This window comes from Pseudodesulfovibrio tunisiensis, from assembly GCF_022809775.1.
GTDB lineage: Bacteria > Desulfobacterota > Desulfovibrionia > Desulfovibrionales > Desulfovibrionaceae > Pseudodesulfovibrio > Pseudodesulfovibrio tunisiensis.
In genome coordinates, this window is the sequence record NZ_CP094380.1 from 2808406 (window position 1) to 2834482 (window position 26077).

Annotated in this window: 22 protein-coding genes and 2 pseudogenes; 16 read left to right on the plus strand and 8 right to left on the minus strand. The window is 62.2% G+C overall.

What is annotated here, in order from left to right; all coding sequences use genetic code 11:
• The first annotated feature begins 10 nt into the window (after positions 1–10).
• The 7 genes from MPN23_RS13475 to MPN23_RS13505 all read left to right on the plus strand — a co-directional run bounded on the left by MPN23_RS13475 (position 11) and on the right by MPN23_RS13505 (position 9322).
• Positions 11–946, plus strand: a complete 936-nt coding sequence (locus MPN23_RS13475; protein WP_243544707.1) for an NAD-dependent epimerase/dehydratase family protein — start codon at positions 11–13, stop codon at positions 944–946.
• 98 nt (positions 947–1044) lie between these two features.
• Positions 1045–1755, plus strand: a complete 711-nt coding sequence (locus MPN23_RS13480) for an SIMPL domain-containing protein (protein WP_243544708.1) — start codon at positions 1045–1047, stop codon at positions 1753–1755.
• Positions 1756–1932: 177 nt separating this feature from the next.
• On the plus strand, positions 1933–3540 hold the full coding sequence (hcp, locus tag MPN23_RS13485) for a hydroxylamine reductase (protein ID WP_243544709.1): 1608 nt from the start codon (positions 1933–1935) through the stop codon (positions 3538–3540).
• Between the two features lie 159 nt (positions 3541–3699).
• Positions 3700–6990 (plus strand): PAS domain S-box protein, encoded by a 3291-nt coding sequence (locus tag MPN23_RS13490; protein WP_243544710.1) that lies wholly within the window; start codon positions 3700–3702, stop codon positions 6988–6990.
• A 7-nt stretch (positions 6991–6997) separates the two neighbouring features.
• Positions 6998–7309 carry a hypothetical protein gene (locus tag MPN23_RS13495; protein WP_243544711.1) on the plus strand — a complete coding sequence of 104 codons (312 nt, stop codon included), beginning with the start codon at positions 6998–7000 and terminating at the stop codon, positions 7307–7309.
• A gap of 76 nt (positions 7310–7385) precedes the next feature.
• The gene (locus MPN23_RS13500) at positions 7386–8144 is read left to right on the plus strand and encodes a DUF429 domain-containing protein (protein ID WP_243544712.1); all 759 of its coding nucleotides are present in this window, start codon (positions 7386–7388) and stop codon (positions 8142–8144) included.
• The gene (locus MPN23_RS13505; RefSeq protein WP_243544713.1) at positions 8141–9322 is read left to right on the plus strand and encodes a ChaN family lipoprotein; all 1182 of its coding nucleotides are present in this window, start codon (positions 8141–8143) and stop codon (positions 9320–9322) included. The genes MPN23_RS13500 and MPN23_RS13505 overlap by 4 nt, the downstream gene beginning before the upstream one ends.
• A 295-nt stretch (positions 9323–9617) precedes the next feature.
• Here the strand turns inward: MPN23_RS13505 and MPN23_RS17225 are convergent, their stop codons facing one another.
• The 4 genes and pseudogenes from MPN23_RS17225 to MPN23_RS13520 form a co-directional block, all read right to left on the minus strand.
• Complete coding sequence (locus MPN23_RS17225; RefSeq protein WP_424450055.1) at positions 9618–9803, minus strand: TroA family protein; 186 nt, start codon at positions 9801–9803, stop codon at positions 9618–9620.
• Positions 9804–9897: 94 nt separating this feature from the next.
• A pseudogene (locus tag MPN23_RS13510) lies at positions 9898–10500 on the minus strand (metal ABC transporter solute-binding protein, Zn/Mn family); the annotation flags it as partial.
• 126 nt (positions 10501–10626) lie between these two features.
• Entirely contained in the window at positions 10627–11082 is a 456-nt protein-coding gene (locus MPN23_RS13515) for a hypothetical protein (RefSeq protein WP_243544715.1), read from the minus strand.
• A complete protein-coding gene (locus MPN23_RS13520) occupies positions 11083–11853 on the minus strand; it encodes a DUF4198 domain-containing protein (protein ID WP_243544716.1) in 771 nt (256 codons plus the stop codon). It abuts the gene before it with no gap.
• 140 nt (positions 11854–11993) lie between these two features.
• Here MPN23_RS13520 and MPN23_RS13525 point away from each other — a divergent pair, with 140 nt between their 5' ends.
• The 3 genes from MPN23_RS13525 to MPN23_RS13535 all read left to right on the plus strand — a co-directional run bounded on the left by MPN23_RS13525 (position 11994) and on the right by MPN23_RS13535 (position 15185).
• Positions 11994–13037, plus strand: a complete 1044-nt coding sequence (locus tag MPN23_RS13525) for a tRNA dihydrouridine synthase (RefSeq protein WP_243544717.1) — start codon at positions 11994–11996, stop codon at positions 13035–13037.
• 13 nt (positions 13038–13050) lie between these two features.
• Positions 13051–13686, plus strand: a complete 636-nt coding sequence (locus MPN23_RS13530; RefSeq protein WP_243544718.1) for a cyclase family protein — start codon at positions 13051–13053, stop codon at positions 13684–13686.
• An 89-nt stretch (positions 13687–13775) separates the two neighbouring features.
• Entirely contained in the window at positions 13776–15185 is a 1410-nt protein-coding gene (locus MPN23_RS13535) for a sensor histidine kinase (protein ID WP_243544719.1), read from the plus strand.
• A gap of 7 nt (positions 15186–15192) precedes the next feature.
• Here MPN23_RS13535 and MPN23_RS13540 read toward each other — a convergent pair whose 3' ends face one another.
• Complete coding sequence (locus MPN23_RS13540; RefSeq protein ID WP_243544720.1) at positions 15193–16308, minus strand: AI-2E family transporter; 1116 nt, start codon at positions 16306–16308, stop codon at positions 15193–15195.
• 119 nt (positions 16309–16427) lie between these two features.
• On the opposite strand from MPN23_RS13540, the gene chrA reads away from it, so the two are divergent.
• Together chrA and MPN23_RS13550 are read left to right on the plus strand one after the other, a co-directional pair.
• A complete protein-coding gene (gene chrA / locus MPN23_RS13545) occupies positions 16428–17579 on the plus strand; it encodes a chromate efflux transporter (RefSeq protein ID WP_243544721.1) in 1152 nt (383 codons plus the stop codon).
• 125 nt (positions 17580–17704) lie between these two features.
• Positions 17705–20128: a methyl-accepting chemotaxis protein gene (locus MPN23_RS13550; protein WP_243544722.1), complete on the plus strand. Its 2424-nt coding sequence runs from the start codon at positions 17705–17707 to the stop codon at positions 20126–20128.
• 414 nt (positions 20129–20542) lie between these two features.
• On the opposite strand, the gene MPN23_RS13555 is transcribed toward MPN23_RS13550, so the two are convergent.
• Positions 20543–21544 carry an asparaginase gene (locus MPN23_RS13555; RefSeq protein ID WP_243544723.1) on the minus strand — a complete coding sequence of 334 codons (1002 nt, stop codon included), beginning with the start codon at positions 21542–21544 and terminating at the stop codon, positions 20543–20545.
• Between the two features lie 99 nt (positions 21545–21643).
• Positions 21644–22476: pseudogene (gene zupT / locus MPN23_RS13560) on the minus strand (zinc transporter ZupT).
• A gap of 201 nt (positions 22477–22677) precedes the next feature.
• Between zupT and MPN23_RS13565 the strand changes: the two are divergent.
• Positions 22678–23088, plus strand: a complete 411-nt coding sequence (locus tag MPN23_RS13565) for a hypothetical protein (RefSeq protein WP_243544724.1) — start codon at positions 22678–22680, stop codon at positions 23086–23088.
• Entirely contained in the window at positions 23085–23300 is a 216-nt protein-coding gene (locus MPN23_RS13570) for a hypothetical protein (protein ID WP_243544725.1), read from the plus strand. The genes MPN23_RS13565 and MPN23_RS13570 overlap by 4 nt, the downstream gene beginning before the upstream one ends.
• 5 nt (positions 23301–23305) lie before the next feature.
• Here the strand turns inward: MPN23_RS13570 and MPN23_RS13575 are convergent, their stop codons facing one another.
• Positions 23306–24310 (minus strand): tetratricopeptide repeat protein, encoded by a 1005-nt coding sequence (locus MPN23_RS13575; protein ID WP_243544726.1) that lies wholly within the window; start codon positions 24308–24310, stop codon positions 23306–23308.
• 54 nt (positions 24311–24364) lie between these two features.
• Here MPN23_RS13575 and MPN23_RS13580 point away from each other — a divergent pair, with 54 nt between their 5' ends.
• Together MPN23_RS13580 and MPN23_RS13585 are read left to right on the plus strand one after the other, a co-directional pair.
• The gene (locus MPN23_RS13580) at positions 24365–25648 is read left to right on the plus strand and encodes a terminase large subunit domain-containing protein (protein WP_243544727.1); all 1284 of its coding nucleotides are present in this window, start codon (positions 24365–24367) and stop codon (positions 25646–25648) included.
• Positions 25635–25991: a hypothetical protein gene (locus MPN23_RS13585; RefSeq protein WP_243544728.1), complete on the plus strand. Its 357-nt coding sequence runs from the start codon at positions 25635–25637 to the stop codon at positions 25989–25991. The genes MPN23_RS13580 and MPN23_RS13585 overlap by 14 nt, the downstream gene beginning before the upstream one ends.
• Positions 25992–26077: the final 86 nt, after the last annotated feature.

The following is a 26077-nucleotide window of genomic DNA, read 5'->3' on the forward strand; positions in this document are numbered from 1 at the left end:
CCGAGCCGTCATGACAGCCGTTCCCGCCGTGAAGACCATTCTGATTACCGGGGCCAGCGGATACGTGGGCGCCGCCCTGACGCAGGCTCTGGCCGGGGCCGAGTGCCGGCTGGTGCTGGCCTCGCGTTCGGGAAAGGCGTGGCAGCCGCACGAAGCCAGGGCGGACATCCGTCAGATCAGGAGTGATTTCCATGGCTCCGGTGCATGGTTCTCGGCTGCGGGAGTTCCGGATGCCGTGGTGCACCTTGCTGCAAACACGGATGCCACGCACAGTTTTGCCTGCCGCGAGGAACTGGAGCAGTGCAACTTCGGCTACACCCGTTGCATGGCGGATTTGTGCGTGAAGGCCGGAGTGCCCCTGCTGCACCTTTCGTCCACATCCGTCTACGGTTCGTGCAAGACCGAGGTGCGCGAGGAGGATGAAGCCGAGATTCATCCCCAGAGCCCCTATGCCGAATGCAAGAGGGGCGAGGAACTTTTTCTGGCTCGTCGGGCGGAACGGGACGGATTGCGGTTCGCGGTGCTGCGGCTGGGAACCATCTTCGGGGTCTCTCCGGTCATGCGCTACCACACCGCGGTGCACAAGTTCTGCCAGCAGGCCGTGCGCGGCGAACCCGTGACGATCTGGTCTTCGGCCATGCATCAGCGCAGGCCGTACGCCTACATCGGGGATGCGGTCCGGGCCATCCGGGTGATTCTGGCACAGGACGCCTTTGACGGACGCATCTACAATGTGGCGACCGCGACGCATTCCGTGGACGATGTGCTGGGAGCCATCCGTCGCGTCGTGCCCATGCTGGATGTCCGGCTCGTGGACCATCTCATCATGAACGACTACAGCTTCGGCGTGAATTGCGACAGGATTCGGGAACTCGGCTATCGACCGGAAGGGGATCTGACTTCGGAAGTGGCCGGAATCGTGGCTGACATTCGGCGCAGGAGCTGAGCCGTTCGGCCTCCTCTTGACTTTTCCCCCGGCCGGGTGTCCCCTGTAGCTGGAAAAGATTTCTGAACGTCAAACGTATCCGCATGACCGGAGGCAACATGGAACGCAAATATTCCTTTCACATCACTCTTGCCGGACTGTTTCTGGCCGCAGGCATGGTCGCGGGCTGTCTGGTTCTGGGCAATGCGCTCGTGGATTTCAAGGCGCAGGACCGGTACGTCACGGTCAAGGGACTGGCCGAGCGCGAAGTCCCGGCCGATCTGGCCATGTGGCCCATCAGCTTCAGCGCCGGGGCCAACACCCTGCCCGAGCTGGACCAGCGCATCAAGGAATCCCAGAAGGCCGTGATCGCGTTTCTCGGGCAACAGGGGCTTGGCGACGCGGAAATCCTGACCTCGGCGCCGCGCATCACGGACAATCAGGCCAACATGCCCAATCAGCGGCCTCCCCAGCGGTACACGGCCCAGGCCCTGCTTACGGTGCGGTCCGGGGATATCGCCAAGATCAAGAAGGCCATGTCCGTTGCCGGTGATCTGGTGTCGCGCGGAGTCATGCTGGTGCAGAACTGGGAATACCGGCCGACATTCGCCTTTACCAAGCTCAACGACATCAAGCCCGACATGATTGCAGAGGCCACGCGCAACGCGCGGCAGGCCGCCAAGCAGTTTGCCCAGGATTCCGGCTCCAGTGTCGGGTCCATCCGCAGGGCCAGTCAGGGCTATTTCAGCCTTCAGGATCGGGATCAGTTCACTCCGGAAGTGAAGAAGGTCAGGGTGGTCACCACCATCGACTATTTTCTGGAAGACTAGTTTTTTCCTGAATTCGAGGAGTTGCGGGCCGTTCCGAAAGGGACGGCCCTTTTTTCGTGCAAAAAGGGAAGCCGCAGGGTCCGTTTTTTTGACTCAAATCATGTTCCATTGTTTTTGCAGGCTGTAATTCTGGACGCATTGAACCGAAACAAACCGTGAAACAGAGGAGCGGAAATCATGTTTTGCTACCAGTGCGAACAGACGGCAAAGGGCGGATGCACCAGAATCGGCGTGTGCGGGAAAAAGGCGGACGTGGCCGCGTTGCAGGATTTGCTGATCCATTTCTGCAAGGGGCTTTCTGCGGTTGCCGTGGAGGCGCGCAAGGCCGGGTTGGATACGGACAAGACCGATGTCTTCGTGTGCGAGGCCGTGTTTTCCACCCTGACCAACGTGAATTTCGATCCCGAGCGGTTCGAGCCGCTGGTGCGTCAGGCCGTGGCCCTGCGCGAGGAACTCAAGGGCGGGCTGGCCGCAAAGGGCGTGACCCCGGACTGGCCCGAGGCCGCCACCCTGATTCCCGAGGCCGACATGGTGGCGCAGGGGGAGCGCTTCAGCCCGGAAAACGATCCCGAGCCGAACGCGGACCTGCGCTCCCTCAAGCATACCCTGATCTACGGTCTCAAGGGCGTTGCCGCCTATGCGGATCATGCCCGGATTCTGGGTCAGTCCGATCCGGCCCTGTATGCCTCCATCGAGGAACTGCTTGCCGCCACCCTGTCCACGGACCTGACTCTGGAACAGTGCGTGGAGGCTGCGTTGGAGTGCGGCCGGGCCAACCTTCGGGCCATGGAGCTGCTGGACGCGGCCAATACCGGCACGTTCGGCCATCCCGTACCCACGGAAGTTCCGCTGGGTGCCAGAGCCGGAAAGGCCATTCTCGTGTCGGGGCACGATCTCAAGGATCTGGCCATGCTGCTGGAACAGACCGCGGGCAAGGACATCAGCATTTACACCCACGGCGAGATGCTGCCCTGTCACGGCTATCCGGAGCTGAAGAAGCATCCGCATTTCCACGGGCATTACGGCACGGCGTGGCAGAATCAGCAGAAGGAGTTCGCCGAGTTCCCGGGGGCGATTCTCATGACCACGAACTGCATCCAGAAGCCCGGCTCCTACATGGACAACATTTTCACCACCGGACTTGTTGGCTGGCCCGGAGCTGCGCACGTGGGCAAGGATTTCGCTCCGGTGATTGAAAAGGCTCTGAAAATGGACGGGTTCCCTGCGGATACGGACAAGGGCTCGGTCATGGTCGGCTTCGGTCATGACGCGGTCATGTCCGTGGCCGGGACCGTGATCGACGCGGTCAAGGCCGGGGACATCCGCCATTTCTTTCTGGTGGCTGGCTGCGACGGTGCCAAGCCCGGTCGCAACTACTACACCGAATTCGTGGAAAAGGTGCCCGAGGATTGCGTTGTCCTGACCCTTGCCTGCGGCAAGTTCCGGTTCTTCGACAAGAAGCTCGGAGACATAGGCGGCATTCCGCGTCTGCTGGACGTGGGACAGTGCAATGACGCCTATTCCGCAGTGAGGATTGCTCAGGCCCTTGCCGAGGCCTTCGACTGCGGCGTGAACGATCTGCCCCTGTCCCTTGTCCTGTCCTGGTACGAGCAGAAGGCCGTGGCCATCCTGCTCAGCCTGCTGGCGCTGGGCATCAGGGACATTCGCCTCGGTCCCACGCTTCCGGCGTTCATCACCCCGAACGTGCTGGAGTTCCTGGTGGCGAACTACGACATCAAGCCCATTTCCACGCCGGATCAGGACCTCAAGGCCATTCTGGGATAATACGGGCCCATCGGATTCATTGCGGGCGGACCGGGTTGCGGTCCGCCCGTTTTTTCTGCGGAATTGTCATCGGGGCGATGCGGAACAGGGAAACCGGCTGCTTGATAAACGCGTGGCTTCCGATTACAGTCCTTGCGTACCGATCAACCCCGGCACGCCATGAAAAACAACGCCCGCATTCTTTTCGCGTTCTGCCTTGCCGTGTTCCTGCTCTGCCCGGGAACCGGGACTGCCCGTGCCGAACAGGGCAAGCGCAAGCAGATTCTGCTGCTCAATTCCTATCATCAGAACTTCCACTGGACCGAAGAACTGCTTCGGGCCGTGACCGATGTGCTGCGGCCCAAGGAAACGGGCATCCTGCTGCATGTGGAGAACATGGACACCAAGCGCGTGCTGTTCGGCGAACGGTACATGCGCCAGTTGGCCGAGGTGTTCGCCCACAAGTACCGGGACACGCCTCTGGATCTGATTCTGGCCACGGACAACAATGCCTTCGAGTTCCTGCGCCGCTATCACGCCACCCTGTTTCCCGGGGTGCCCGTGGTGTTCTGCGGGGTGAACTTCTTCAAGCCGGAACAACTGGACGGATATCCCCTGTTCACGGGCGTGACCGAGGAATTCGACGCCCGGGGAACTCTGGAAATGGCTCTGCGCCTGCATCCCAATACCAGACGTGTCTTCGTGGTCAACGACTACACCCCGTCGGGCCGGGCATGGGCCGACAACATCCGGGAGCAGCTTCGGGATTTTCCTCCGGGCGTGGATATCCAGTACAACGGGAATCTGACCACGGACGATCTGCTGAAACAGGTCCGCAACCTGCCGCCCGGGTCCATCGTGCTGCTGGGCATCTTCTTTCGGGACAGGGACGGCCGTTTTCTGGACGTGGGCGAGGCTGCCGAGGCCCTTTCCTCGTACAGTCGCTTTCCGGTCTACGGCCTGCTGGATTACGATCTGAATCACGGCATCATCGGGGGCATGCTGGCCAGCAACTATGCTCAGGGCCAGACCATGGCCCAGATGGCCCTGCACGTGCTTTCCGGCAGAAATCCGCGCAACATTCCGGTAATCCGGTCCACCTGGACCCAACCCATGTTCGATTATGCCATGCTGCGGCATTTCAACATCAGCATTGCGCGGCTGCCCGAGGACAGTGAAATCATCAATCGGCCCCGCACCCTGTATTCCGAATATCGGGACGAGATTCTGACCGTGCTGGTGCTGGGCGGCATCCAGACCGCGATCATCGTGTTTCTGGTCGTGACCATGAATCGTCGGCGGGAGCTGGAACGCGACCTGCGCCGGGCGCATCAGGATCTGGAACTGCGGGTCGAGGAGCGCACCCGCGAGTTCATGGAATCCGAGGCCATGCTCAGGACCGTGTTCAACGCGTCCCACGACGCCCTGATTCTGCACTCCGTCTCCGGGCAGATTCTGGAAGTCAACGACCGGATGCTCAAGATGTACGGCGTGTCCGAGATCGAGGCCTCGGAGCTTTCCCTTGCCCGTGACTATTCCAGCCGGGAAAATCCCCTGTACCGTCTTTCCTCGATCTGGCGTTCCGTGATCAATGGCCGGGCGCAGGCCGTGGAGTGGAAGGCGCGGCGCCCCCACGACGGACACGAGTTCGACGTGGAAATGCACATGAACCGCATCACCTACAAGGGGACCCCCGCGATTCTGGCCAACGTGCGCGACATCACGGTGCGCAAGGAGACCGAAACGCGCATCCGCCAGTCCCTGTCCAAGTTCGAGGCCATTCTGGAGAACAGTCTGGTGGGCATTGCCATGACGCGCAACAGGGTCATTTCCACGATCAACAAGCGGGGCGCGGAAATATTCGGATACGCGTCCGGGGAGCTTGCGGGCAGCGACCTGTTCATCCTGCTCAATTCCACGGACGACATGGACATGTTCATGCGCGCGTCGCGGGATGCGCTGGAAACCTCGGGCGAGTTCTATACCGAACAGACCTTCCGGGCCAAGGGTGGCCGGGAAATCTGGTGCCGCATGTATGCCAAGGCCATTGACCCCGCCGAACTGGGCAAGGGCGTGATCTGGGCGTGGGACAACGTGACCGAACAGCGCCTGTCCCAGGAGGAACTGCTGCGCGCCCGGGAGGATGCGGTTGCTGCGAACCGGGCCAAGAGCGAGTTCCTGGCCTCCATGAGCCATGAGATCAGGACGCCCATGAATGCCATCGTGGGCATGACCGACATCCTGCTCCAGACCCGGCTTTCCGGGGAGCAGAAGGACTATCTCAGGACGGTCAAGGATTCGGCCGAGCATCTTCTGGAAATCATCAACGACATTCTGGACCTCTCAAAGATCGAGGCGCGCAAGCTGGAACTGGACAAGGTGGACTTCGACCTGCCGTTCCACCTGCGCAACACGCTCAAGGGCATGGAGGTGCAGGCACATCAGAAGGGGCTGGCCCTTGATCTGGCCATTGACGCGGACGTGCCCAAATGCGTGAACGGCGACCCGGTTTCCCTGCGTCAGGTCGTGGTCAATCTGGTGGGCAACGCCATCAAGTTCACCCGCCGGGGCAACGTGCGCATTCGCGTGTCCCGCGCAGCGGACGAGGCCCGGCCAAAGGACGATCCGCGCGATCAGGGCATCTTCGTGAGCGTGCGCGACACGGGCATCGGCATCCCCGAGGAGTTTCTGGAATCCATTTTCCAGAGCTTCAGCCAGACCACCCGCGCCTTTGGCGGCACCGGGCTGGGGCTGGCCATCTCCCGCAAGCTGATCCGGCTCATGGGCGGCGATGTCAGCGTCCAGAGCAAGGTCGGGACCGGAAGCACGTTTTCCTTCACGGTCTGGTTTACCGAGGGGCATACCTGCCCTGCGCCGGAACCCGCGCCCGAACCCGCGCCCAGACCCGTGAATCTGGGCAGGCCCGTACGCATCCTGCTGGCCGAGGACAACGAGGTGAACGTCATGGTCACCACCCTGCGGCTGGAGGAGCTTGGTTACGAATACGATGTTGCGTCCACCGGACTGGAAGTGCTGGCCCTGCTCAAGGAGGCCCATTACGATCTGGTGCTCATGGATGTGGAAATGCCCGTGCTGGACGGCATCGCCGCAACCAAGGCCGTGCGCTCGGCAAAGAGCGGCGGGCCGATCCGCAATCCGAACATTCCCATTGTCGGGGTCACGGCCCATGCCCTCAAGGAATTCCGGGACAGGTGCCTCAAGGCGGGCATGAACGCATACGTGGCCAAGCCCGTGGATTTTATCGAGCTGACCGGGATCATCAATCGGCTGGTCGGGGATGTGGCTGGGGCAACGGATGAACCGCCGACTGCAACCGGGGAGCGGGATGCGGTTGCTGCGGATCCGGTCCGGAAAGTGGCTGCGGAGTCCGGGGAGGGGGGCGGAGGCGGCGTCCGGCCCCACTGCTGCGGATTCCTCTTCCTCGCGCAACGATGTGGTGTGGGAGCCTGAGCAGGCCATGCAGGACGTGGGCGTGGACGCCGCCACGTTTCAGGGATTTCTGGAAACCGCGCGTCGCGAGCTGGACCTCATGACCGGGGAGCTGGAACAGGCCGTTGGCGGAGAGGAACGGGAGCAGGCCGCGCGCATTGCCCGGACATTGGGCAGCGTATGCACGTCCGTGGGCGCGCACAGGGCTGCGGCCCGGGCCCGGGAACTTGCCGTGGCCTGTGGCATGGACAAGGGCGTGCGCACCGCGCATGCCGCGTTTGTCCGGGAACGGGATCATCTCGTCATGCTCATGGATCAGCGGTTCGGGCGATCCTCCTGATTGTCGGTGTTTTCCTGCCTTGTTTTCCCGTGCATCCGCATTGCCATGATCACTGCGTCCCGGTATCCTGCCGGGCATGAAACACGTTGGCGTGGACGGATGCCGCGCCGGATGGCTTGCCGTCCGGGTCGAAGGCGGACAGGGAAGGGCACTCTGGTCCGGGGGCGATGTCTACCCGGACTTCGGTTCCCTCTGGCTTGCCCATGCCGATGCAGCCTCCATCTGGGTGGACATCCCCATCGGCCTTCCCGGCCCCGATCTTCCTGCGCGCGATGCGGACCGGCTGGCCCGCAAGCTGCTCGGCAAAAGAAGCTCCAGCATCTTTTCACCAATGTCCAGACTTTGTCTGGACTGTACGTCGTGGGCCGAGGCGAACAAGAAAAATCGGCAAGTTGTCGGTAAGGGTTTTTCCAAGCAATCATGGATGATTGCACCGAAGATAAAGGATGTCGATTCCTTTCTTGCCCTGCATCCGGAAGCGCGTGCAAACGTGCTGGAGTCGCATCCGGAGCTTTGCTTTGCTCTGGCTGTCGGCGCACCTCTTCTTCACTCGAAAAAGCATGCTTCCGGCGTGGAGGAGCGGCTCGACATCCTCGAATTCCTGATCCCCGGGGCACGAGATTTTCATGCTGATGTGCGTCGGGATTGTCTGGTCAGGGAAGTGGCGCATGACGACATCCCGGATGCCATGATTCTGGCAGTCGCCGCGTTTCTGGCCGGAAACGACCCGGCCGGCCTGCCCGAGCCGCCGCAACAGGATGACGCCGGGTTGTCCATGGCCATTCGCATGCCTCGTGCATGGCTTTTCTTGAAAAAACAACGGAGCGATCCATGAATGACCGCAAAGAATGTTGCGGAACCCTCCGGCCTTTGCTGCCGGTGCTGATTCTGTCCCTTTCCCTGCTGGCCTCGGCCTGCGTCAGGACCGTTGCACCGCCGCCTCTGGACGTGACGTTCCTGCCACAGCGGGGCGACTTCATCTCCAGGGACGGTGAGCGTCTTGCGATCACGGAAATGGTGAAGATGGCCAATGATGCCGAGTATATCCTTGTCGGTGAAGGGCACCGGAACATCGGGGACCACAAGGTTCAGCAAGCCCTTCTCGCAGCGTTTTCCGATTCGGGAAAACCGATTTCCCTTGGTCTGGAAATGGTGGCCGTGGACATGCGGCACATTCTGGACGATTTTGGCAAGGGACAGGTGGAAGTTGCGGCGCTGGAAGAGGAACTGCAATGGAAAACAAGGTGGGGGTATCCCTTTCCCCTGTTCTCGCCCCTGTTCGAAATCGCCCGGCGAAACAGCGTTCCGGTGGCAGGACTGAACGTGCCACCATCCGTGACCCGAAAGATCGGGCGGGAAGGGCTGGGCCGCCTGACCGATGAGGAACGAACCTTTCTGCCCGAGCAGATCGTGATGCCGTCCATGGACCAGATACCCATGCTCGACAAGGTGTTCGAGCAGCACGGGGAGCCGGGCGAGGACGATCCGGCCCGGCGCGACCGATTTCTGCTGGCCCAGTCCGTGTGGGATTCCAAGATGGCGGAACAGGCCGTGAATCTGCACAGACGCTATGACTGGCCCGTGCTCGTGATTGCCGGGGCCGGGCATGTGGAACATGGCTGGGGCATTGCCCGGCGCATCCGGCGGTTCGATCCCGGGGCGCGCATTCTGACGGTCATGCCGTGGCGTGGCGGCGAGTTCGATTCGGCCGAGGCGGACGTGTTCTTCCACAGCCCGGATACCTATGTGTCACGCATGGGCATGACCATTTCCTCCACCGGACGCGGTGGCCTGCTCGTGGAGGCCGTGACGCGCGACTCCCGTGCGGACAAGGCCGGAATCCGGCCCGGCGACGTGTTGGAACAGGCCGGAACCGTGCGGCTCGATCAACTCATGGATCTGCATCGCGCAGGCGCCGAGGCCCATGAACGGAACCGGGAACTCGTGTTCCAAATCCGTCGCGGCTGCGACGCCGTTGTCGTGAATGTCGGAAAACTCGGGGAAAAGAAGTAGCGGGCTGCCGCCAACGGCTCAGGAATCCTTTGCGTCTGACCGTACTGGGACTTCCCGCTGTCTTGCGAAACAGTCCGTTTTGCCCTGTCGATGAACGTGATTCAGGGGACACGGGCAAGGAGAAGAACGTTTTTTCGTGTCTCCCCGTTTCCGGAATTGGAAGAGGCCGGCGGCATGTCCCGACAGGGCATGCCGCCGGCCTCTTCCAATTCCGGAAACAGATGGGGATCCAAGGGGCCTTGCTCCTTGGCGGGTCCGGGCAGAGCCCGGCCCCCCGGGAGGGTCGCCGAAGGCCTTACTGTCCGAACGAGCTGCGAAAGGCTTCAGCCACGTTTCGCAGGTTGTCGGCCCAGTCGTGGGCCATGGGGTCGGCCTTGATCACGTTGCCGTGGATGGCGTCGGCAATGATGCGCGCTGATTTCTCCGAGAACTGGGGCTGGACGAAGATGACGCGGATGCTGTTTGCCCGGGCGTAGTCCACGAGCTCGGCCAGTCCGCGGCGGGCGGGGCGCCTTGCCTTCCTTTTCCACGGGAATCTGGTTCAGGTGGAATTCCCGGGCAAAGTAGCCCCATGCCGGATGATAGACCATGAAGGGCGCGCCTTCGGGCACCTTGGCGAACAGATGGCGCAGGTCCGAGTCGAGCAGGTCCACTTCCTGAAGAAAGGTTTCGTAGTTGGCCTCGTAGGCCTTGCGATTGGCCGGGTCGGTCTTGGCAAGGGCAAGGTGGATGGTGCGCGCGATGTTTCGGACAAGGGCGGGCGAGGTCCAGATGTGCGGGTCGAGGCTGGCATGCCCGTGCCCGGATTCGGCCTTGTGTTCGTGCCCGTGCCTGTGCGCGGCCATGGGCATTTTGGTGATGCCCATGTCGGCCTGAACCACGGCGAGATCGGGATTGGCGGCCTTGAATCGGGGCAGCCACACGTTTTCGAATCCCACGCCGATGGCCACGTAGAGCCGGGCCTTGGCAATGGCAGTCATCTGGCTGGGCTTGGGCTCGTAGCTGTGGGGCTCGTCCCCGGGACCGACCATGACGGACACGTCCACCATGTCGCCACCGATGCGCTGAACGAAATACTGGACGGGTTCAATGCCCGTGACCACGGGCAGGGGCTGGGCCGGGGCAAGGGCCGGAAGCAGGATCAGGCACAGCGCGGTCAGCAATGCAAAACGTTTCATGGGGAATCCCTCCAAGGAATGAAAACATTTTTATGTGACCAATTCGCGGGCCGGTGTCAACGTCGGCGGATTCCCGGCGGTCCGGTCCCGCCGGAGCGGGACCGGACCTCGAGGTGTGCGGCCTGATCAGGGTCGTCTTCGGAACAGGCCGAGGCCGAGAAAGAGGTTGGCAAGAAGGCTCAGACCGAACACGGCCTTGATCCAGAGGGGAACGTCGCCCGTGTCACCCTGCGGGCGCGAGGCATGTCCTGCGTTGTCCACAGGAAAGGCAAAGGCCAGCCTGTGGCCCATGCCGCCGTTGACAACGGCGCGCCATTCCCCGGGCCGATCCGGCTGGAAGAAGAATCTGCCTTCCTGATCCGTCAGGCCGGAGGCATAGGACTCGGGCTCGTCGGGAGCGAATATTTCGGTTTCGCAGAAGCACATGGCCTCGCCCGTGGTAAACGCCGCACGGAATCCGATCGCGGCGGTGCCGTCCACGAGGTGGTAGTTCATGCCGTGCGCCAGAGCGGCTGTGGTCAGTGTCAGGACAAGGACCGCCGTCCCGAGCGGAACGGCGGCGAATTTCATGATCCGGAACATCTACTTCACCTCGAATGCCAGAACCGCGCGCATGACGTGGGAGTCGTACTCCTCGGTGGGCTGGTCCAGCACGTGCTGCACGCGCACCATCCATACGCCGGGAGCCGTGATCTTCAGCCTGGCCCGGCCTTCGCCGTAGGGCTCGGTGAAGTAGGCAAAGGTGTTGGGCGTGAGGGTGAACCCGTCATAGGTGGCGACCATGGATTCCGGGACAAAGGGCCTGCCCTGATACAGGAAGGTGAATTCGATCTCGTCACCGGGCTTTGCCTGCGTCGGATCGGTCACGGGCACGATTTCCAGAGCATGGCCCACAACGGTCCCGTATGCGTTGTCCGGCTTGCCCACGGTCATCAGGGTCTTGCAGAATTTTTCGTATTTGCCGCTGTGGATCACGCCTTTCAGGCCTTTTTTCGAAGCCTGCTTCCAGCCGCGCTTCGTCTGGGTCCAGATCACGCCCTTGCGGTGTCCGGCAAGGATCGCGGTGCCTTCATGCAGCGGCTCGACGCGGCCGTCCAGCGTCATGAGCACTTCGTTCGGAGTCAGGGACAGGGCGGTCTTCTTTCCGGCCAGCAGCATCTCGACTTCGACCTGCGCCGGAGGTTCCATTTCCTCGCTGATCATGAATACGTGTGCGGAAACCACGCTGAACGGAACAATGGCCCCTTTCTGTGCGGTACATTGCACGGGCTTGAGAAGGAATTCGTGTGCCGAGGCCGGACCGCAGAGCAGGGCCAGAGCGAACATCAGGGTGAAGACGATGCGTTTTTTCATGGAACACTCCGTTTTGTGGTTGAAAGGGTGTTTGTTGTTACGAATTTAAAAAACGTATGTCAACAAAGACACGAAAGGATGATAGTTCAAATTATTCGGAGAGCTGGACTGGGAAGGGCAAAGGCCGTAAAGGCTTGGGCATGAACGGTTTCGAGACGATTGACCCCGAGCTTGTGGCGCAATTGGCCCGGCCCCTGAAAATCCGGGGCAGGCAGGTGGCAAACCGGCTGTGGCTCGCGCCCATGGCCGGTTTGGGACATGTGGCGTTTCGCGAGGTGCTGGACGGATACGGCGGGTGCGGCCTGCTGTTCACGGAGATGTGCACGGCCCGGGGCCTGCCCACGGAAAAGCCGTCGCGGTCGAGCGTGTTCCGCTGGCGCGAGGAGGAACTGCCTCGGCTGGTGTGCCAGCTCATGGGCGGCGATCCTCGGGAAATGGCCGAGGCGGCGAAACGCGTGGAGCGGGAAGGATTCTTCGGGGTGGACGTGAACATGGGGTGCTCGGTGTCCGGCGTGGTCAAGCGCCATGCCGGGGCCGACCTGCTCCGCCATCCGGACCGGGCCGAAGCCGTGGTCCGGGCCATTCGCGAGGCCGTGGACATTCCGATGTTCGTCAAGTTCCGCACGGGCTGGGACAGCGATCCCTCGGGCGCGGTGGCTCTGGCCCGGCGCTTTCAGGAAATCGGGGTCGACTGTCTGGTGTTTCATCCCCGGGTCGCCCCGGACAGGCGGACCCGGCCGCCCGAGCTGGAACACATCCGGCTGGTGCGCGAGGCCGTGGACATCCCGGTGATCGGCAACGGCAACGTGTGTCTGCCCGATGACTGTGCCCGGATGCTGGAGGCCACGGGCTGTCACGGCGTGTCCATAGGCCGCATGGCCGTTGCCCGGCCGTGGCTGTTCGCCGAGTGGACCGGACTCGGCGTGCCGGAATCGGACAATCCCTATCTGGACCTGGGCCTGCGCGTGTGCGACAGTCTGGAGCGACATTACGACCCGACCCGCGCCATCAAGCTGTATCGGAAGTTCCTGATCTACTACGCGGCCAATTTCGCCTATGGCCACAGCCTGCTGTCCCGGCTGGGCAAGGGAACCACCATGGGCGCGATGCGCGAGAATCTGTGCGAACTCGTGCGGCCGGACATGTCGATTTCCCGGCGGCCCAATGCGCTGCTGTTTTCCTGAAGGAGGAAGAGCCATGCACGTGATCGATCTTTCCCACACCGTGGTCACGGACATGCCCGTGTATCCGGGTGATGACGGCGTTTCCGTGCAACGCGTCCGCGAAATCGGGCGGGACGGGTATTCCCTGACGAATCTGTCCATGAGCACCCATTCGGGAACGCATGTGGACATTGCCGCGCACATGCATGCGGAGGCCCCGGCCATGGACTGGCTCGGCCCGGCAAACTTTGCGGGCTGGGGCGCGGTGCTGGACCTGACGCACAGCCCGAACCGGTTCATCGATGCGGACGATTTCGCGCCTCTGGCCGGCATGGAAGGGCTGGACTTCATCCTCATCCGCACGGGCTGGGACGCGAAATGGGGGGCGCCCGAGTATTTCCGGGACCACAAGTACCTGACGCCCACGGCCTGCCGGTATCTGGCCGGGCTGGACCTCAAGGGAATCGGCATGGACTTCCCCAGTCCGGACCCTTTGGACAGCCGGGATTTCGCGGCGCATCGACTGGTGCTTGGCGCCGGGCTGGTGGCCGTGGAAAATCTGGCCAATCTGGGCGAACTGCCGTCCGAGGGGTTCGTGTTCACGGCCCTGCCTCTGAAGATCGCCGGGGGAGACGGTTCCCCGGTGCGCGCCGCTGCCATCGTGTTCTGATTTTTCCGCTTGTCCTTGTCACGCCTTTCGCGAGCCTGTATAGTTCGCACAATCGAGCAAACCCCTGTTCAATCCGCAGCGGAGGCACCATGGCCGGATCAGGCCCGCCCGAAGGCGAAATCGCACAGCCGTATCATTATCTGTCCAGCGACGAGGAACGCTTCGAATACGTGACCGAACGCATCCGCGACAAGCTGGCGGATTATGACGGGTACGACTTCTCCATGGTTCAGGTTCGGGCCCTGAACATCTTTTTCGAGCTGAGTCAGGAGCTGCGCGGTCGGCAGATGTTCTATGCCGTGTGCATGATGCTGCCCCGCATCCTGTTCGATCTGGACAGCGCCATCTACATTCTGGAGGACGAGGAGACCTTTTCCCTTGCCGGGACCTCGGGACCGTCCTCGGTCCATCCGTCCACGCGCGGCTGGGACGAAGTCTTTCGCGAGCATCCGGTTCAGGCCGGGGACACGATGTTCATCCCCATTCCCTGCAATCCCGGGTACACGGACCTGCTCCCCTTTGAACCTCCCCACAACATCATCGGCAATTTCCAGCTTTCGCCCTGCCGGGATCTGCCCGGCCATGTCCAACTGTTTCTGGAAAAATACGTGAACCGCATCGGGTTCCAGTTGCATCATCGCATCATTCGGGCCCGGAATCGGGAGCACATCACGTTCATCAAGAATCTGGTGCAGGACATCGGGCACAACGTGATCGTGCCCAACATGTATTTCAAGCTGTATTTCAACCGATTGCAGCGCGGCATCAAGGACCTGCATCTTCAGGTGCAGGAAGTGCTGGCCCTGATGGCCGAGTGCGGCAGCGACGACTGCATCCGGACCGGGAACTCCCTGGCCCGGACAACGGCGGGCATCGAGGCCCAGTATCAGGAAATCTACCGCCATTACGAAGCCACGAGCATGTTTCTGGAGACCCTGCTCAGGCAGCGGCATTTCGAGGAAGGTCGGTATGTGCTGGAAAAGCATGCCTACAACCTGCGTACCCATGTGCTGGAGCCGCAGCTCGAACGCTATGCCCAGAGTTTCGAGGACCGGGGCATACAGGTGGGGTGTGCACTGGGCGGCCCGCCGGATCAGGTGGTGCGCGTGGTCATGGACCGGGGCCTGATTTCCCAGGTGGTGGCGAATTTCTTTTCCAATGCGGTCAAGTACACGGAGGAGGGCAACCTGCCGGATGGCTCCAGAGGCAAGCATCTTTCCTACGGCTGGAAGATCATCAAGGATTTCTTCGGCAAGGAGGTTCCCGCTGTCAAGGTGTGGGTCACCACCACGGGCGCACCCCTGAAGCTTGACGATCCCATGACCGTGTTCCAGCCCGGATTCCGCGCGGACAACGTGCAGCGCGAGGAAGGATCAGGCCGGGGACTCTATTTCGTACGGCAGGTGGTGGAACTGCATCACGGCAAGGTCGGATACAGCTACCGCAACGGGGCCAACGAATTCCATTTCATTCTTCCGCTTGTCCAGTTTGCGGAGTGATCCGGATTCATTCCGTTGGTTTCGGCCTTGAACCCGCGCTGTCCAGCCAGCGTCGGTAGTAGGCCAGACACAGGCAGGTCATGGGCAGGGCCAGAATCAGGCCCAGAAAACCCAGCAGCTTGCCCCACAGGGACAGGGAAAGCAGGATCATCCACGGGGAAAGGCCCATGCTCCTGCCCTGGATGCGCGGCACCAGAAATCCGTCCTGAATCACCTGCACCGCAGCCATGACGCCCAGCGCCAGCCCCATTCCCAGCCAGACCGAATGGCCGGCCTCCAGCGCGTTCACGGCCCCGAGAAAGGCCACGGGCAGGATGCCGATGGTGGACAGGTAGGGCGCGATGTTGAGCAGGCCGATGCCCAGTCCCAGAACAATGCCCAGAGGCAGACCTATGAGCGCGAATCCCGTGGCCAGCAGGATTCCCGTCAGCATGGCGATGAGGAACTGGCTGCGGAAATAGCGGTTCATGGTGTCCAGAAATTCGTTTGCGAATTCCACGGTCGCATCGCGGTAGCGTTCCGGGAGATAGTCCTTCCACCCGCTTCGAATCCTGCCGAAATCCGCGAGCAGGAAGACCAGATAGAGCAGCACCACGAAGATCACCACCAGCCCCAGAACCACGTCCGCCGTGCCCGAAATCACGCCCCAGACTCCGGGCAGCACCTTTTTTGCCGTTGTCTCGGCCAGTTTGACGAATCCCTGATCCGAAAAGAATTCCTGCACTTCGGGCCGCTGAACCAGTTCGCGCAGCCATTCCCACAGGTCCGGGGGCAGGCTGGCCGCGGCCTTGCGGGCCAGCTCCGAATTGCCGACCAGTCCCTTGAGCAGGGCGCCCATGCGCGCGAACTCCCGGCCCATGACCGGAACCACCAGCCACAGGGTTGCTCCGAGGCCGCCCACGACGCCGACCAGAGTCAGGCCCACGGCCGCGCCTCGGCTCTTCACCCCGCGCTGCACCAGCGAAACCAGCGGGTTGAGCATGTAGGCCAGCGCCAATGCCGCGGCAAACGGCAGAAGCACGTCGGAAAGCTGCTGAAGCAGCCAGAGCAGACCGAGCACGAGCACGGCCCACAGAAAGATGCGGGCGACACGGTCAAGGGTGGAAGGCGTTTGCAAGGACATGGCGTATCCCGGTTGTGATTGCGGACTCCGGCATTTTGTAGCAGGCGGGAACCGTTTTCTCAACCGGGATGACGGATCGACAGTTGCCATGCGCTGGTCACCGTGTCATGCAGGAACGCATGATCAAGCCTTCCCTGCTCGAACTCTTTTTCCGTTTTTTTCGCCTCGGCCTGACCGCATTCGGCGGTCCGGCAATGATTCCCTACATCCGCAGGCTGGCCGTGGAGCGGCATGAGTGGCTCGACGAGGGCACCTTTCGGCTGGGCATGTCCGTGACCCAGCTCATTCCCGGGGCCACGGCCATGCAGATGGCTGCCTACGTGGGCCTGCGTGCTCGGGGAGGCGCGGGGGCGCTCGCCGCCTATTCCGGGTTCGCCCTGCCTGCGTTCCTGCTCATGCTCGGCCTGACCGTCCTCTATTTCTCGGCCCGTGATATCGTCTGGATCAGAAGTGGATTCGCAGGACTGCAACTCGTGGTCATTGCGCTGATCGGCAATGCCGCATTCAATTTTTCCCGCAAGTATCTGGATTCGGCCCGGGCATGGCTGCTTGCCGTGCTTGCCGGGGTATGGCTCGGATTCAAGGGTGACCCGGTGCTTGCTCTGGTCGTGGTGTGCACACTCGCCGTGTTCCTGTTTCGCCGGGATCAGGGCGGACCACCCCCATCGAACGTTTCGGGCGCAAGGGCCAATCTGCGCTGGGCCGTGATCTTTCTGGCCGGGCTGCTCGGCCTGCTTGCGATTCTGGCCGCGATCGATCCGAAGCTGCTCGGCCTGTCCGCGCTCATGATGAAGATCGACAGCTTCGCGTTTGGCGGCGGGTATGTGTCCGTGCCCCTGATGCTGCATGAAGTCGTGGAGGCCCGGGCATGGATGTCCCAGTCCACGTTCATGGACGGCATTGCTCTGGGCCAGCTCACTCCCGGGCCCATCGTGATCACCGGAACCTTTGTGGGGTATGCCGTGGCCGGATTTCCCGGCGCGATTCTGGCCACGATTTCCGTGTTCGGGCCGTCGCTGGTGTTTCTGTGCGCGGTCACGCCGTTTGCGGACAGGCTGGCCGCATCGCCCGTGGCGCGCCGCGTGCTGCACGGCAGCCTCATCACCCTTGTGGGGCTCATGGCCGCCGTGACCGTCCGCTTTGCCATGGACGTGCATTGGGGAGTGCTGGAGGTGCTTTTCACGCTGGCTGCGCTCGCGGCCCTGCGCAAGGGCGTGGACATCCTCTGGGTGGTGTTGGCCTGTGCCGCGCTTTCCCCCCTGCTGTTTTGATCGGCCAATCAACGTGCGAACGTTGACACTTGCGTTACAAGTTATCTACAAGTGAATTAAGTCATTAAAGGTTTTTTTCGTGAACAATGCCGCTGGCGGTTGGAGCCATCAACATCGGGGGTGCTATGTCGTTGTTCTCTAGAATGTCGTTTCGCTACAAGCTTGTACTCGGCGCAGCGGGCATGGTCGCGGTGTCCATCGTCCTGCTGACCGGGGCCCTGCTCTGGCAGGTGCAGGCTTCACTGGAAACGCTCGGTCAGACATCCATGAAGGCATTTGCCGAGTCCATCTATTCCATGATGGAGATGCAGCACAATCTGCTGGCGGACAAGGTCAGGACCGATCTCAATCTCATGGAGGAGGCCATTCAGGCCGAGGGCGCGCCCTGGCTCAATCTGGAGGATACGGTTTCCGTGACTCTGGTGAACCAGATCACCAAGGAAAAGGAGTCCGCCACGATTCCTTCCCTGGAATTCGGCACCAGAAAGGTCTTCCAGAACTATGACCTCGTGGATTCGGTTCAGGCCAAGGTCGGCGGCACGGCCACCATTTTTCAGGTCCTGCCCGGAAAGCTCCTGCGCATCTCCACGAACGTGAAGAAGCTCGACGGCCAGCGCGCCGTGGGCACCTACATCCCGGATACAAGCCCGGTGTACAAGACCATCATGAAGGGCGAGACCTACTACGGCATCGCCTACGTGGTGAACGCCTGGTACCAGACCGCGTACAAGCCGCTCAAGGACTGGAAGGGCAACATCGTGGGCGTGATCTACGTGGGCCGCAGAATTCTTACCCCGGAATTCCACAAGGCCGTGGAGGCCGCCAAGATCGGAGGCAAGGGGTACGGGTTCATCTACAACGACAAGAGCGTGTTCACGCTGCATCCCTCTCTGGAAGGCAGGAAGCTTTCCGAATACCCGGCCTGGGAATTCTTCAAGGGCGTTACGCACGGCGTGGTCCGCTATGATTTTCAGGGCGAGGACAAGGCCGTTTTTCTCCGCTATTTCGAGCCGTGGGGCTGGTACTACGGCTTTTCCATGACTGCCCATGAAATGATGCACGGGGTGGATGTCAAGGTCATGACCACGGGTGGCATCATCGCCGCAGTTGCCGTGCTGGTCGCCAGTCTGGTGATCTTCATCATGATCAATCTGCTGGTTCGCCCGCTGCGGCAGCTTGTCGATTTCTCCAACGAGGCGGCAAAGGGAAATTACGACGCCACCATCGACTATGCCGTGGACGACGGCATCGGCAAGACCATCCACGCGGTTCAGGACATGACCCGGGAGATGAAGATCAAGCTCGGCATGTCCCAGGGGTTGCTCATGGGCCTGACCCAGCCCTGCATCGTGGTTGATCTGGACGAACGCATCACCTTCATCAATCAGCAGGAACTCGATCTGCTTCAGATGGAGGGTGAGCCGTCCGATTTCATCGGCATGAAGATGAGCGAATTCCTGTACGGCGATGCCTCGCGAACCACGGGCCTGACCGAATGTCTGACATCGGGCGAAGCCTGCATCGGCGTTCCCAGTTCGGGCACCAGCCGCAAGGGGCGCGAATATCACGTGCTGGTGGATTCCGCTCCGCTCAAGGATCTGGACGGCAAGCTCATCGGCGCATTCACGATCCTGACCGAAACCACGGAGCTCAAGCAGAGCGAACAGCGTGCCATGCAGCAGCACGAAGCCATCGTGACCGTGGCCCGGGATTCCGAAACCATTGCCGAACAATTGTCCTCGGCTGCCGATGAACTCGCGGCACAGGTGGAACAGGCCGCTCGGGGCAGCGAGGTGCAGCGCGAACGTGTTGCCGAAACTGCCACGGCCATGGAGCAGATGAACGCCACGGTTCTGGAGGTGGCCCGCAATGCCTCGGATGCTGCGGAAAACGCGGATTCCATGCGCGAGATGGCCTCCGAAGGCGGATCATTGGTCGAGGAAGTCGTCTCTTCCATCCGGCAGGTCGAGGAGCGCTCGGAACAGCTCAAGGCCAGCATGGCCGATCTTGACCGGCAGGCCGACGGCATCGGTGCAATCATGCAGGTCATCGAGGATATCGCGGACCAGACCAATCTGCTTGCCCTGAATGCGGCCATCGAAGCGGCCCGGGCTGGCGAGGCCGGACGCGGATTCGCGGTCGTGGCCGACGAGGTCCGCAAGCTTGCGGAAAAGACCATGGACGCCACCAAGCAGGTCGGCAGCGCGGTCCACGAAATCCAGAGCGGGGCGCGTCAGAACGTGCGCGCCACCGACGACGCCGTGGGCGCGGTCCAGAAGAGCACGGAACTCGCTATCAAGGCCGGACAGGCCATGCAGGAAATCCAGAACGTGGTGGATCAGTCCGCCCAGCAGGTCAGCTCCATCGCTACTGCGGCCGAGGAACAGTCCGCCACCAGCGACGAGGTCAATCGCGCTACCGACGAGATCAACATCATTTCCTCGGAAACCGCCACGGCCATGCACGAGTCCAGCAAGGCCATCGAAGACCTTGCCCGGCTTGCCAACGAACTCAAGGAACTCATCGGCAGAATGCAGACCGGAGATTGATCCGGCATATCGAAAAACGAAAAGCCGTCCTGCAAGCGCAGGGCGGCTTTTTTCGATGCCTTCGGCGACCATCCCGGGGGGCCGGGCGCCGCCCGGACCCGCCAAGGAGCAAGGCCCCTTGGATCCCCATTCCGTTCCGGGAATTTGAAGAGGCCGGATGCATGCCCTGTCGGGACATGCTTCCGGCCTCTTCAAATTTCCGAAACGGGTGGCTTCAAAAGAGAGAGACTTCTTTTTTCCCTTTGCCTGTTTCCCCGAGTCCTGTTCTTCGACAGGGCAAGTCAGGCCCTTCCGCGCTCAACTACGCCGCCGAACGGGCCTTGCAAGCTCCCTTGTCCTTGCAGGCGGCGTAGAACCGGAAAGTTCAGGATTCTTAAACCCTTTTCAAAGGGTTTGAGCCGCCGGAGGCCTGCCTCAATCCTCCTCGAAGAGTTCGCGGATGGCGTTCATGTCGCGAGTGAGTCCGAGGGCGCACATGAGTCGGACGCGCGCCTTGGGACCGCCGAGTCTGCCGCAGAGGATCACGCCCTTGTCCAGCAGGTCGGCCCCGCCGCCGGGGTAGCCGTACACGGGCCAGACTCCGCCCTCGATGCAGCGGGTGGCGAGCACCACGGGAATGCCGTTCCGAATGCAGTCCTCAATGGCCGGGACAATGGCGGGCGGCACGTTTCCGGCACCGAAGCCCTCAATGACAAGTCCCTTGATTCCAAGGCTTCTTGCATGATCGATAAGTGATCGGTTCATCCCGGTGTAGCAGGTCAGCAGCATGACGTCCGGCTCGATGGCAGCCGGGCTGATCTTGTGTCTGGGCCGTGCCGAGAGCGGGCAGCCTGCAAGCACGACCGAGGTGCCGGCCACATAGCCCACGACGCCAGCCTCGCGAGACTCGAAGGCGCCCACGTTCAGGGAGTTGACCTTGACCGCTTCGCGCGCGGCGAACAGCCGGTCGGTCATGAGCACGCACGCTCCGGTGCGCGGGGGCAGGGGCAGCAGGCAGGCGCGCACCGCATTGATCAGGTTGCGGATGCCGTCGTACCCGGATTCGGAATAGTAGCGCATGGACCCGGTCAGGATCACGGGCTTGTCCGAGTCCACCACGAGATCGCACATGTACGCGGACTCCACGAGCACGTCGGTGCCGTGCAGGATGACCGCGCCAAGCACGGAGTCTTCGGCGAGTGCGGCTTCAACGTCCCGGGCCAGCCGGAACATGTCCTGCGGCGTCATGTGCGGGCTGGGCTTGTCCGACCAGTCGATGGGCCGCAGACGCAGGTTCTCGTCCGGGGACATCTCGCTCAGCAGGTTCTCGAAATTCCCGCCCGGGGCCACACCGTGCGCGCCCTTGACCGGGCACATGCCTATGGTGCCGCCAGTGAAAAAGATTGCAATTTCGCCGGGTAAACGTGTCTCGGTCATCGTGTTGCCGTTTGTTGGAGATTGTTGGGCTGCCTGCCCCGGCAGGGGAGGGCCGTTTCGGAACATGGCGCAAAAAACCGGCTCTGTCGAGTCCCGGTTCTACAGGAACAGGAGCAGGGACAGGGCCATCACGCCCATGCCGGCAACCACGCCGTAGATGCACAGGTGATGCTCCCCGTATTCCTCGGCAGCGGGCAGGAGCTCGTCCAGTGAGATGAAGACCATGATTCCGGCCACGGACGCGAACAGTACGCCGAACAGCGTGGGCGTGAAAAAGGGCATGAGCACCAGATAGCCGAACAGCGCGCCCACGGGTTCGGACAGGCCGGACAGGAACGAGAGCAGGAACGCCTTCCTGCGGTCGCCCGTGGCGTAGAAGATGGGCACGGACACGGCGATGCCCTCGGGGATGTTGTGAATGGCGATGGCCACGGCAATGGCGATGCCGAGGGCCGGGTCCGTGAGTGCGGCCGTGAATGTGGCGAGTCCTTCGGGAAAGTTGTGTATGGCGATGGCCAGTGCCGCGAACATGCCGGTGCGATGCAGCTTGCCGAAGTCGTGGGCCTCGTTCTTCGGCAGGTTTTCCAGTCCCTGATCCATTTCCTCGATGGAGTGGAGTTCGTGCGGGTTCTCGTAGTTGGGAACGAACTTGTCGATCAGGGCGATGAGCGCGATGCCCGCGAAAAAGGCGATCACCGTGGCCCATGTTCCCGGGCCCTGGCCGAGGCTGCCGGTGAGTGCGTCTCTGGCCTTGCCGAAGATTTCCACGAACGAGACGTAGATCATGACCCCGGCGGAAAATCCCAGGGACAGGGACAGGAACCGGGTGTTGGTCTGGCGCGTGAAAAAGGCCAGAGCGCGCTGCCGATGCCGGTGCACAGCCCCGCAAACAGGGTCAGGCCGAATGCGAAAAGTACGGTGTTTGTCTCCATGCCCGCCAACCTATCATGAAATCCGGATTTTCGTCACGCGCATCGCGGGAGATCGTGCCTCCGGGCCCGCTTTGTTCCGGCGTGTCAACACGGATTGTCATGCCTTTTTCACGGTCGCACCGCCCGGTGCGGCCCTGCATGAAAAATCGGGCCTATGCTCGCCTGAGACCGGAGAGACAACCTTCAGCAACGGGAGCGCGCATGGCTGTGGGAATCGTGGCTGCCATTGCCGGACTGCTGACCACTGCGGTGGAAGGCGTGACCGGGCACATGCGGCAGAAGCAGGAAGTGAAGCAGGCTGTCATGGAGAATCGGATGCGCCTTGCAAGGTCGGATCGGGAATTCAATCACGACTGGGAGATGAAGCAGTTGGAAAATGCGGGGTGGAAGGACGACGTGCTGTTCTTTGCCTGGATCGGCTTTTTCATCTGGTCCGGGTTCTGTCCCGAGGCCGCGTCCGAAGTGCTTCGGGCCTGGGAGGCCCTGCCCGAATGGTTTCTCAGGATCACCTTCTGGATCGTGGCGGCCGTGCTGGGCGTGAAGAAGATCGGGGACTATCTGCCCGGAGCCGTGCGCGGCATTCGCGGGGCAATGCATGGAGGCGGAAAGTGAGCGGTGAAATCAGGCCCGATCTGGAGCCGCTGCTGATCCGCATCGACGAGCGGGTCAAGGCCATTCAGGAGGCCATCCGGGAGATCAACGAGTCGCGCCGTTGTCCCACGCATGCGGAAAAGCTGCGCACGCTGGAGCGCATGGTCTGGGGATGTGCCGTGGCCGTGGCCGGAATCACCATCCGTCTCGTGCTTCAGGCGTTCCGGTCATGAGCGGATCAGGATGCGGGCGCAGGCTCCGGAGTTTCGGCCGGGCTGGCTGGTTCGGACGGCCTGGAAGGTTCGGGCGCGGGCGGATTCTTCGCGGCACGCGCATAGGTCCTGAACCGTGTACGGTATCCGGCTTCGGCCTCGGTATCGTCCTCGGCCCGGGCAAGAGCCTCGGCCTTGGCCACGGCTTCGGCAGCCTCGGCATAGCGGGCTGTTCCGGCAAGGCATTCCGCCAGCTTGGAAAGCGCGACATGGCTTGCCGGGTCCAGATACACGGCGCGTTGGAAATTGCTGGCCGCAGTCGCGAACTGCTTGAGGCGCAGGAGCATCTCGCCCCGGGCCATGATCGCATCAAGCGAGTCGGGACGCAGGGTCACGGCCTGGGAAAAGTCGTGCAGGGCCTGCTCGTTGCGTTCCAGCACCATGTTGGCGAGGCCCCGGTTGAAATAGGCCTCGTAATTGGCTGGCGACATGGCCAGGGACTGGGTGAAGTCGTCCACTGCATCCTCGTAGCGCTTGAGCTTGGCATAGGCTGCCCCGCGCTGGGCATAGGCTTCGGCCAGCCCCGAGTCCAGCCGGACGCAGTGGGAGAAATCCGCAAGCGCGGCCTGAAAGTCCCCGCGTCGGAACAGAAGCACGCCGCGCAGGTACCGGGCCGAAAGGTCGTCGGGCTTGCGTTCCACAATGGCGTTCACGTCTTCCAGTGCTTCGGGCTCGCGGTCCAGCGCGGCAAGGGTCAGGGCACGGAAATACCGGGCGCGCAATTCGGTGGGGTCCAGTTCGATGGCCCGGCTCAGATACGCCTCGGCTGCCTCGGAATCCAGAAATTCGCCGTTGTGATACAGCTGCATGGCCTTTTCCAGCGCCTCCGCAGCCTCGGCTTCGCGCTGCATGCGTTCGGACCGGGCCGGGTCGGGGGTGGCACCGGGGTGGGGCTGGCGCTGTCCGGCACAGCCCGAAAGCCCTGCCAGCAGGCAGAGAATCAGACACAGGGAAACAACGGGAACTCGCATGGTTTGGGGATACCCGGACCGTTCAGGCCCGTCAACAACAAGGATGTCAGTCAAATGGATACGCTGTATGTTCCCCGGCCGCATCAGGCCGAGATCGAGCGCAGTCTTGCCCGGTTTTCCGTGCTGGTCTGCCATCGTCGATTCGGCAAGACCGTGCTGTCCGTGAACCGTCTGATCCGCGCGGCCCGGGAGGCCGGGGTGGACGATTGGCGCGGCGCATACATTGCGCCGCTCTACAAGCAGGCCAAGGCCGTTGTCTGGGATTATCTCAAGCAGTACTGCGGCCGGGGCAACCCGGATTGCGACGTGAAGTTCAACGAGAGCGAACTGCGCGCGGATTTTGCGGACGGCGCGCGCATTCGGCTGTTCGGCGCGGAAAATCCGGACTCCCTGCGCGGTCTGTATCTGGACGGCGTGGTGTTCGACGAGGTGGCCCAGATGCCGTATCGCGTCTGGTCCGAGGTGGTGCGGCCCGCCCTGTCCGACCGCAAGGGCTGGGCGCTCTTCATCGGCACGCCGCAGGGGAAGAACGCTCTGTACGAGATATGGACCCGGGCGCGGAAGAATCCGGACTGGTTTGCAGCCATGTACCGAGCTTCGGAAACCGGGCTGCTTGATCCTGCCGAATTGGAAGCCGCTCGCCGGGAGATGAGTCCCGAGGAGTACGAACAGGAGTTCGAGTGCAGTTTCACGGCCGCGATCCGGGGTGCGTACTTCGGTTCGATCATGGCGGACCTCGACCGGCAGGGCCGCATCACGGACGTGCCGCACGATCCGTCCCTGCCCGTGCATACGGCGTGGGACCTCGGCATGAGCGATTCCACGTCCATCTGGTTTGCCCAGTCCCGGCCGGGCGGCGTGCTCGCCCTTGTGGACTATTACGAGGCGCATGGGCAGGGGCTGGAGCACTACGCCAGAGTGCTGGATGAAAAAGGCTACAAGTTCGGCCAGCACATCGCGCCGCACGATATCCGCGTGCGCGAGCTGGGCACGGGCAAGTCCCGGCTGGAAACCGCGCGATCGCTGGGCATCCGGTTCGACATCTGTCCGAACATTCCGGTGCAGGACGGAATCAATGCGGTGCGCACCACGTTGCCCCTGTGCTGGTTCGACCGGAATGCCTGCGAACGGGGCATCGAGGCCCTGCGCAACTATCGGCGGATGTTCAACGACCGCATGAACGACTTTTCCGCCACGCCGCTGCATGACTGGACCAGCCATGCCGTGGACGCGTTCCGGTACCTGTGCGTGGGATTGCGTCAGCCCGGTCCGGCTGTGCGTCCGTCCCGATCCAGCAATGATTTCAATCCCTTCGGGAGGTCTCATGAGCGTCCGTGAATTGGCGTCGCGTCCCGGAAGCATGGCCCATGTGCCGGACTGCGGGTATCGCTGGCTGGAGCTGTGGAGGGGGGATGCCATCTATGGTCACGCGGCAATCCGGGAACTGGAGGACGCCGTGGAGTTGCATCTGGAAATGCATTCGTGGAGAAAGTCCGTATTTTTGGAGTTGCGTCGCGATCTGAACTGGCTTCGGGCCGAGACGCGCAGACTGGGCAAGGCTCGCATTCTCGGCATGCGGGCCGGTCATGGTACTGACGTGGATGAAAAGCTCTGTCGATTCGCCGGGTTGATGGGGTTCGGCAACATGCTGACGATTCAGGTCATGGAGTTGCGGGTGTGATGCGGAATGGGCGTGGAGCCGGGGGAATGTCCCGGCTGAGCGGGGCAGGGACGGGAAGGATTTTCTATTGTCGGACTATGGGGGGT

Bases quoted from the DNA above. Each gene is read 5' to 3' on its own strand.
- MPN23_RS13555 (WP_243544723.1), bottom strand. From the start codon at position 21,544: ATGACCGAGACACGTTTACCCGGCGAAATTGCAATCTTTTTCACTGGC.
- hcp (WP_243544709.1), top strand. From the start codon at position 1,933: ATGTTTTGCTACCAGTGCGAACAGACGGCAAAGGGCGGATGCACCAGA.
- MPN23_RS13575 (WP_243544726.1), bottom strand. From the start codon at position 24,310: ATGCGAGTTCCCGTTGTTTCCCTGTGTCTGATTCTCTGCCTGCTGGCA.
- MPN23_RS13515 (WP_243544715.1), bottom strand. From the start codon at position 11,082: ATGTTCCGGATCATGAAATTCGCCGCCGTTCCGCTCGGGACGGCGGTC.
- MPN23_RS13525 (WP_243544717.1), top strand. From the start codon at position 11,994: ATGAACGGTTTCGAGACGATTGACCCCGAGCTTGTGGCGCAATTGGCC.
- MPN23_RS13505 (WP_243544713.1), top strand. From the start codon at position 8,141: ATGAATGACCGCAAAGAATGTTGCGGAACCCTCCGGCCTTTGCTGCCG.
- MPN23_RS13495 (WP_243544711.1), top strand. From the start codon at position 6,998: ATGCAGGACGTGGGCGTGGACGCCGCCACGTTTCAGGGATTTCTGGAA.
- MPN23_RS13530 (WP_243544718.1), top strand. From the start codon at position 13,051: ATGCACGTGATCGATCTTTCCCACACCGTGGTCACGGACATGCCCGTG.
- MPN23_RS13480 (WP_243544708.1), top strand. From the start codon at position 1,045: ATGGAACGCAAATATTCCTTTCACATCACTCTTGCCGGACTGTTTCTG.
- MPN23_RS13520 (WP_243544716.1), bottom strand. From the start codon at position 11,853: ATGAAAAAACGCATCGTCTTCACCCTGATGTTCGCTCTGGCCCTGCTC.
- MPN23_RS13500 (WP_243544712.1), top strand. From the start codon at position 7,386: ATGAAACACGTTGGCGTGGACGGATGCCGCGCCGGATGGCTTGCCGTC.
- MPN23_RS13565 (WP_243544724.1), top strand. From the start codon at position 22,678: ATGGCTGTGGGAATCGTGGCTGCCATTGCCGGACTGCTGACCACTGCG.
- MPN23_RS13540 (WP_243544720.1), bottom strand. From the start codon at position 16,308: ATGTCCTTGCAAACGCCTTCCACCCTTGACCGTGTCGCCCGCATCTTT.
- MPN23_RS13550 (WP_243544722.1), top strand. From the start codon at position 17,705: ATGTCGTTGTTCTCTAGAATGTCGTTTCGCTACAAGCTTGTACTCGGC.
- MPN23_RS13585 (WP_243544728.1), top strand. From the start codon at position 25,635: ATGAGCGTCCGTGAATTGGCGTCGCGTCCCGGAAGCATGGCCCATGTG.
- MPN23_RS13580 (WP_243544727.1), top strand. From the start codon at position 24,365: ATGGATACGCTGTATGTTCCCCGGCCGCATCAGGCCGAGATCGAGCGC.
- MPN23_RS13535 (WP_243544719.1), top strand. From the start codon at position 13,776: ATGGCCGGATCAGGCCCGCCCGAAGGCGAAATCGCACAGCCGTATCAT.
- chrA (WP_243544721.1), top strand. From the start codon at position 16,428: ATGATCAAGCCTTCCCTGCTCGAACTCTTTTTCCGTTTTTTTCGCCTC.
- MPN23_RS13490 (WP_243544710.1), top strand. From the start codon at position 3,700: ATGAAAAACAACGCCCGCATTCTTTTCGCGTTCTGCCTTGCCGTGTTC.
- MPN23_RS13475 (WP_243544707.1), top strand. From the start codon at position 11: ATGACAGCCGTTCCCGCCGTGAAGACCATTCTGATTACCGGGGCCAGC.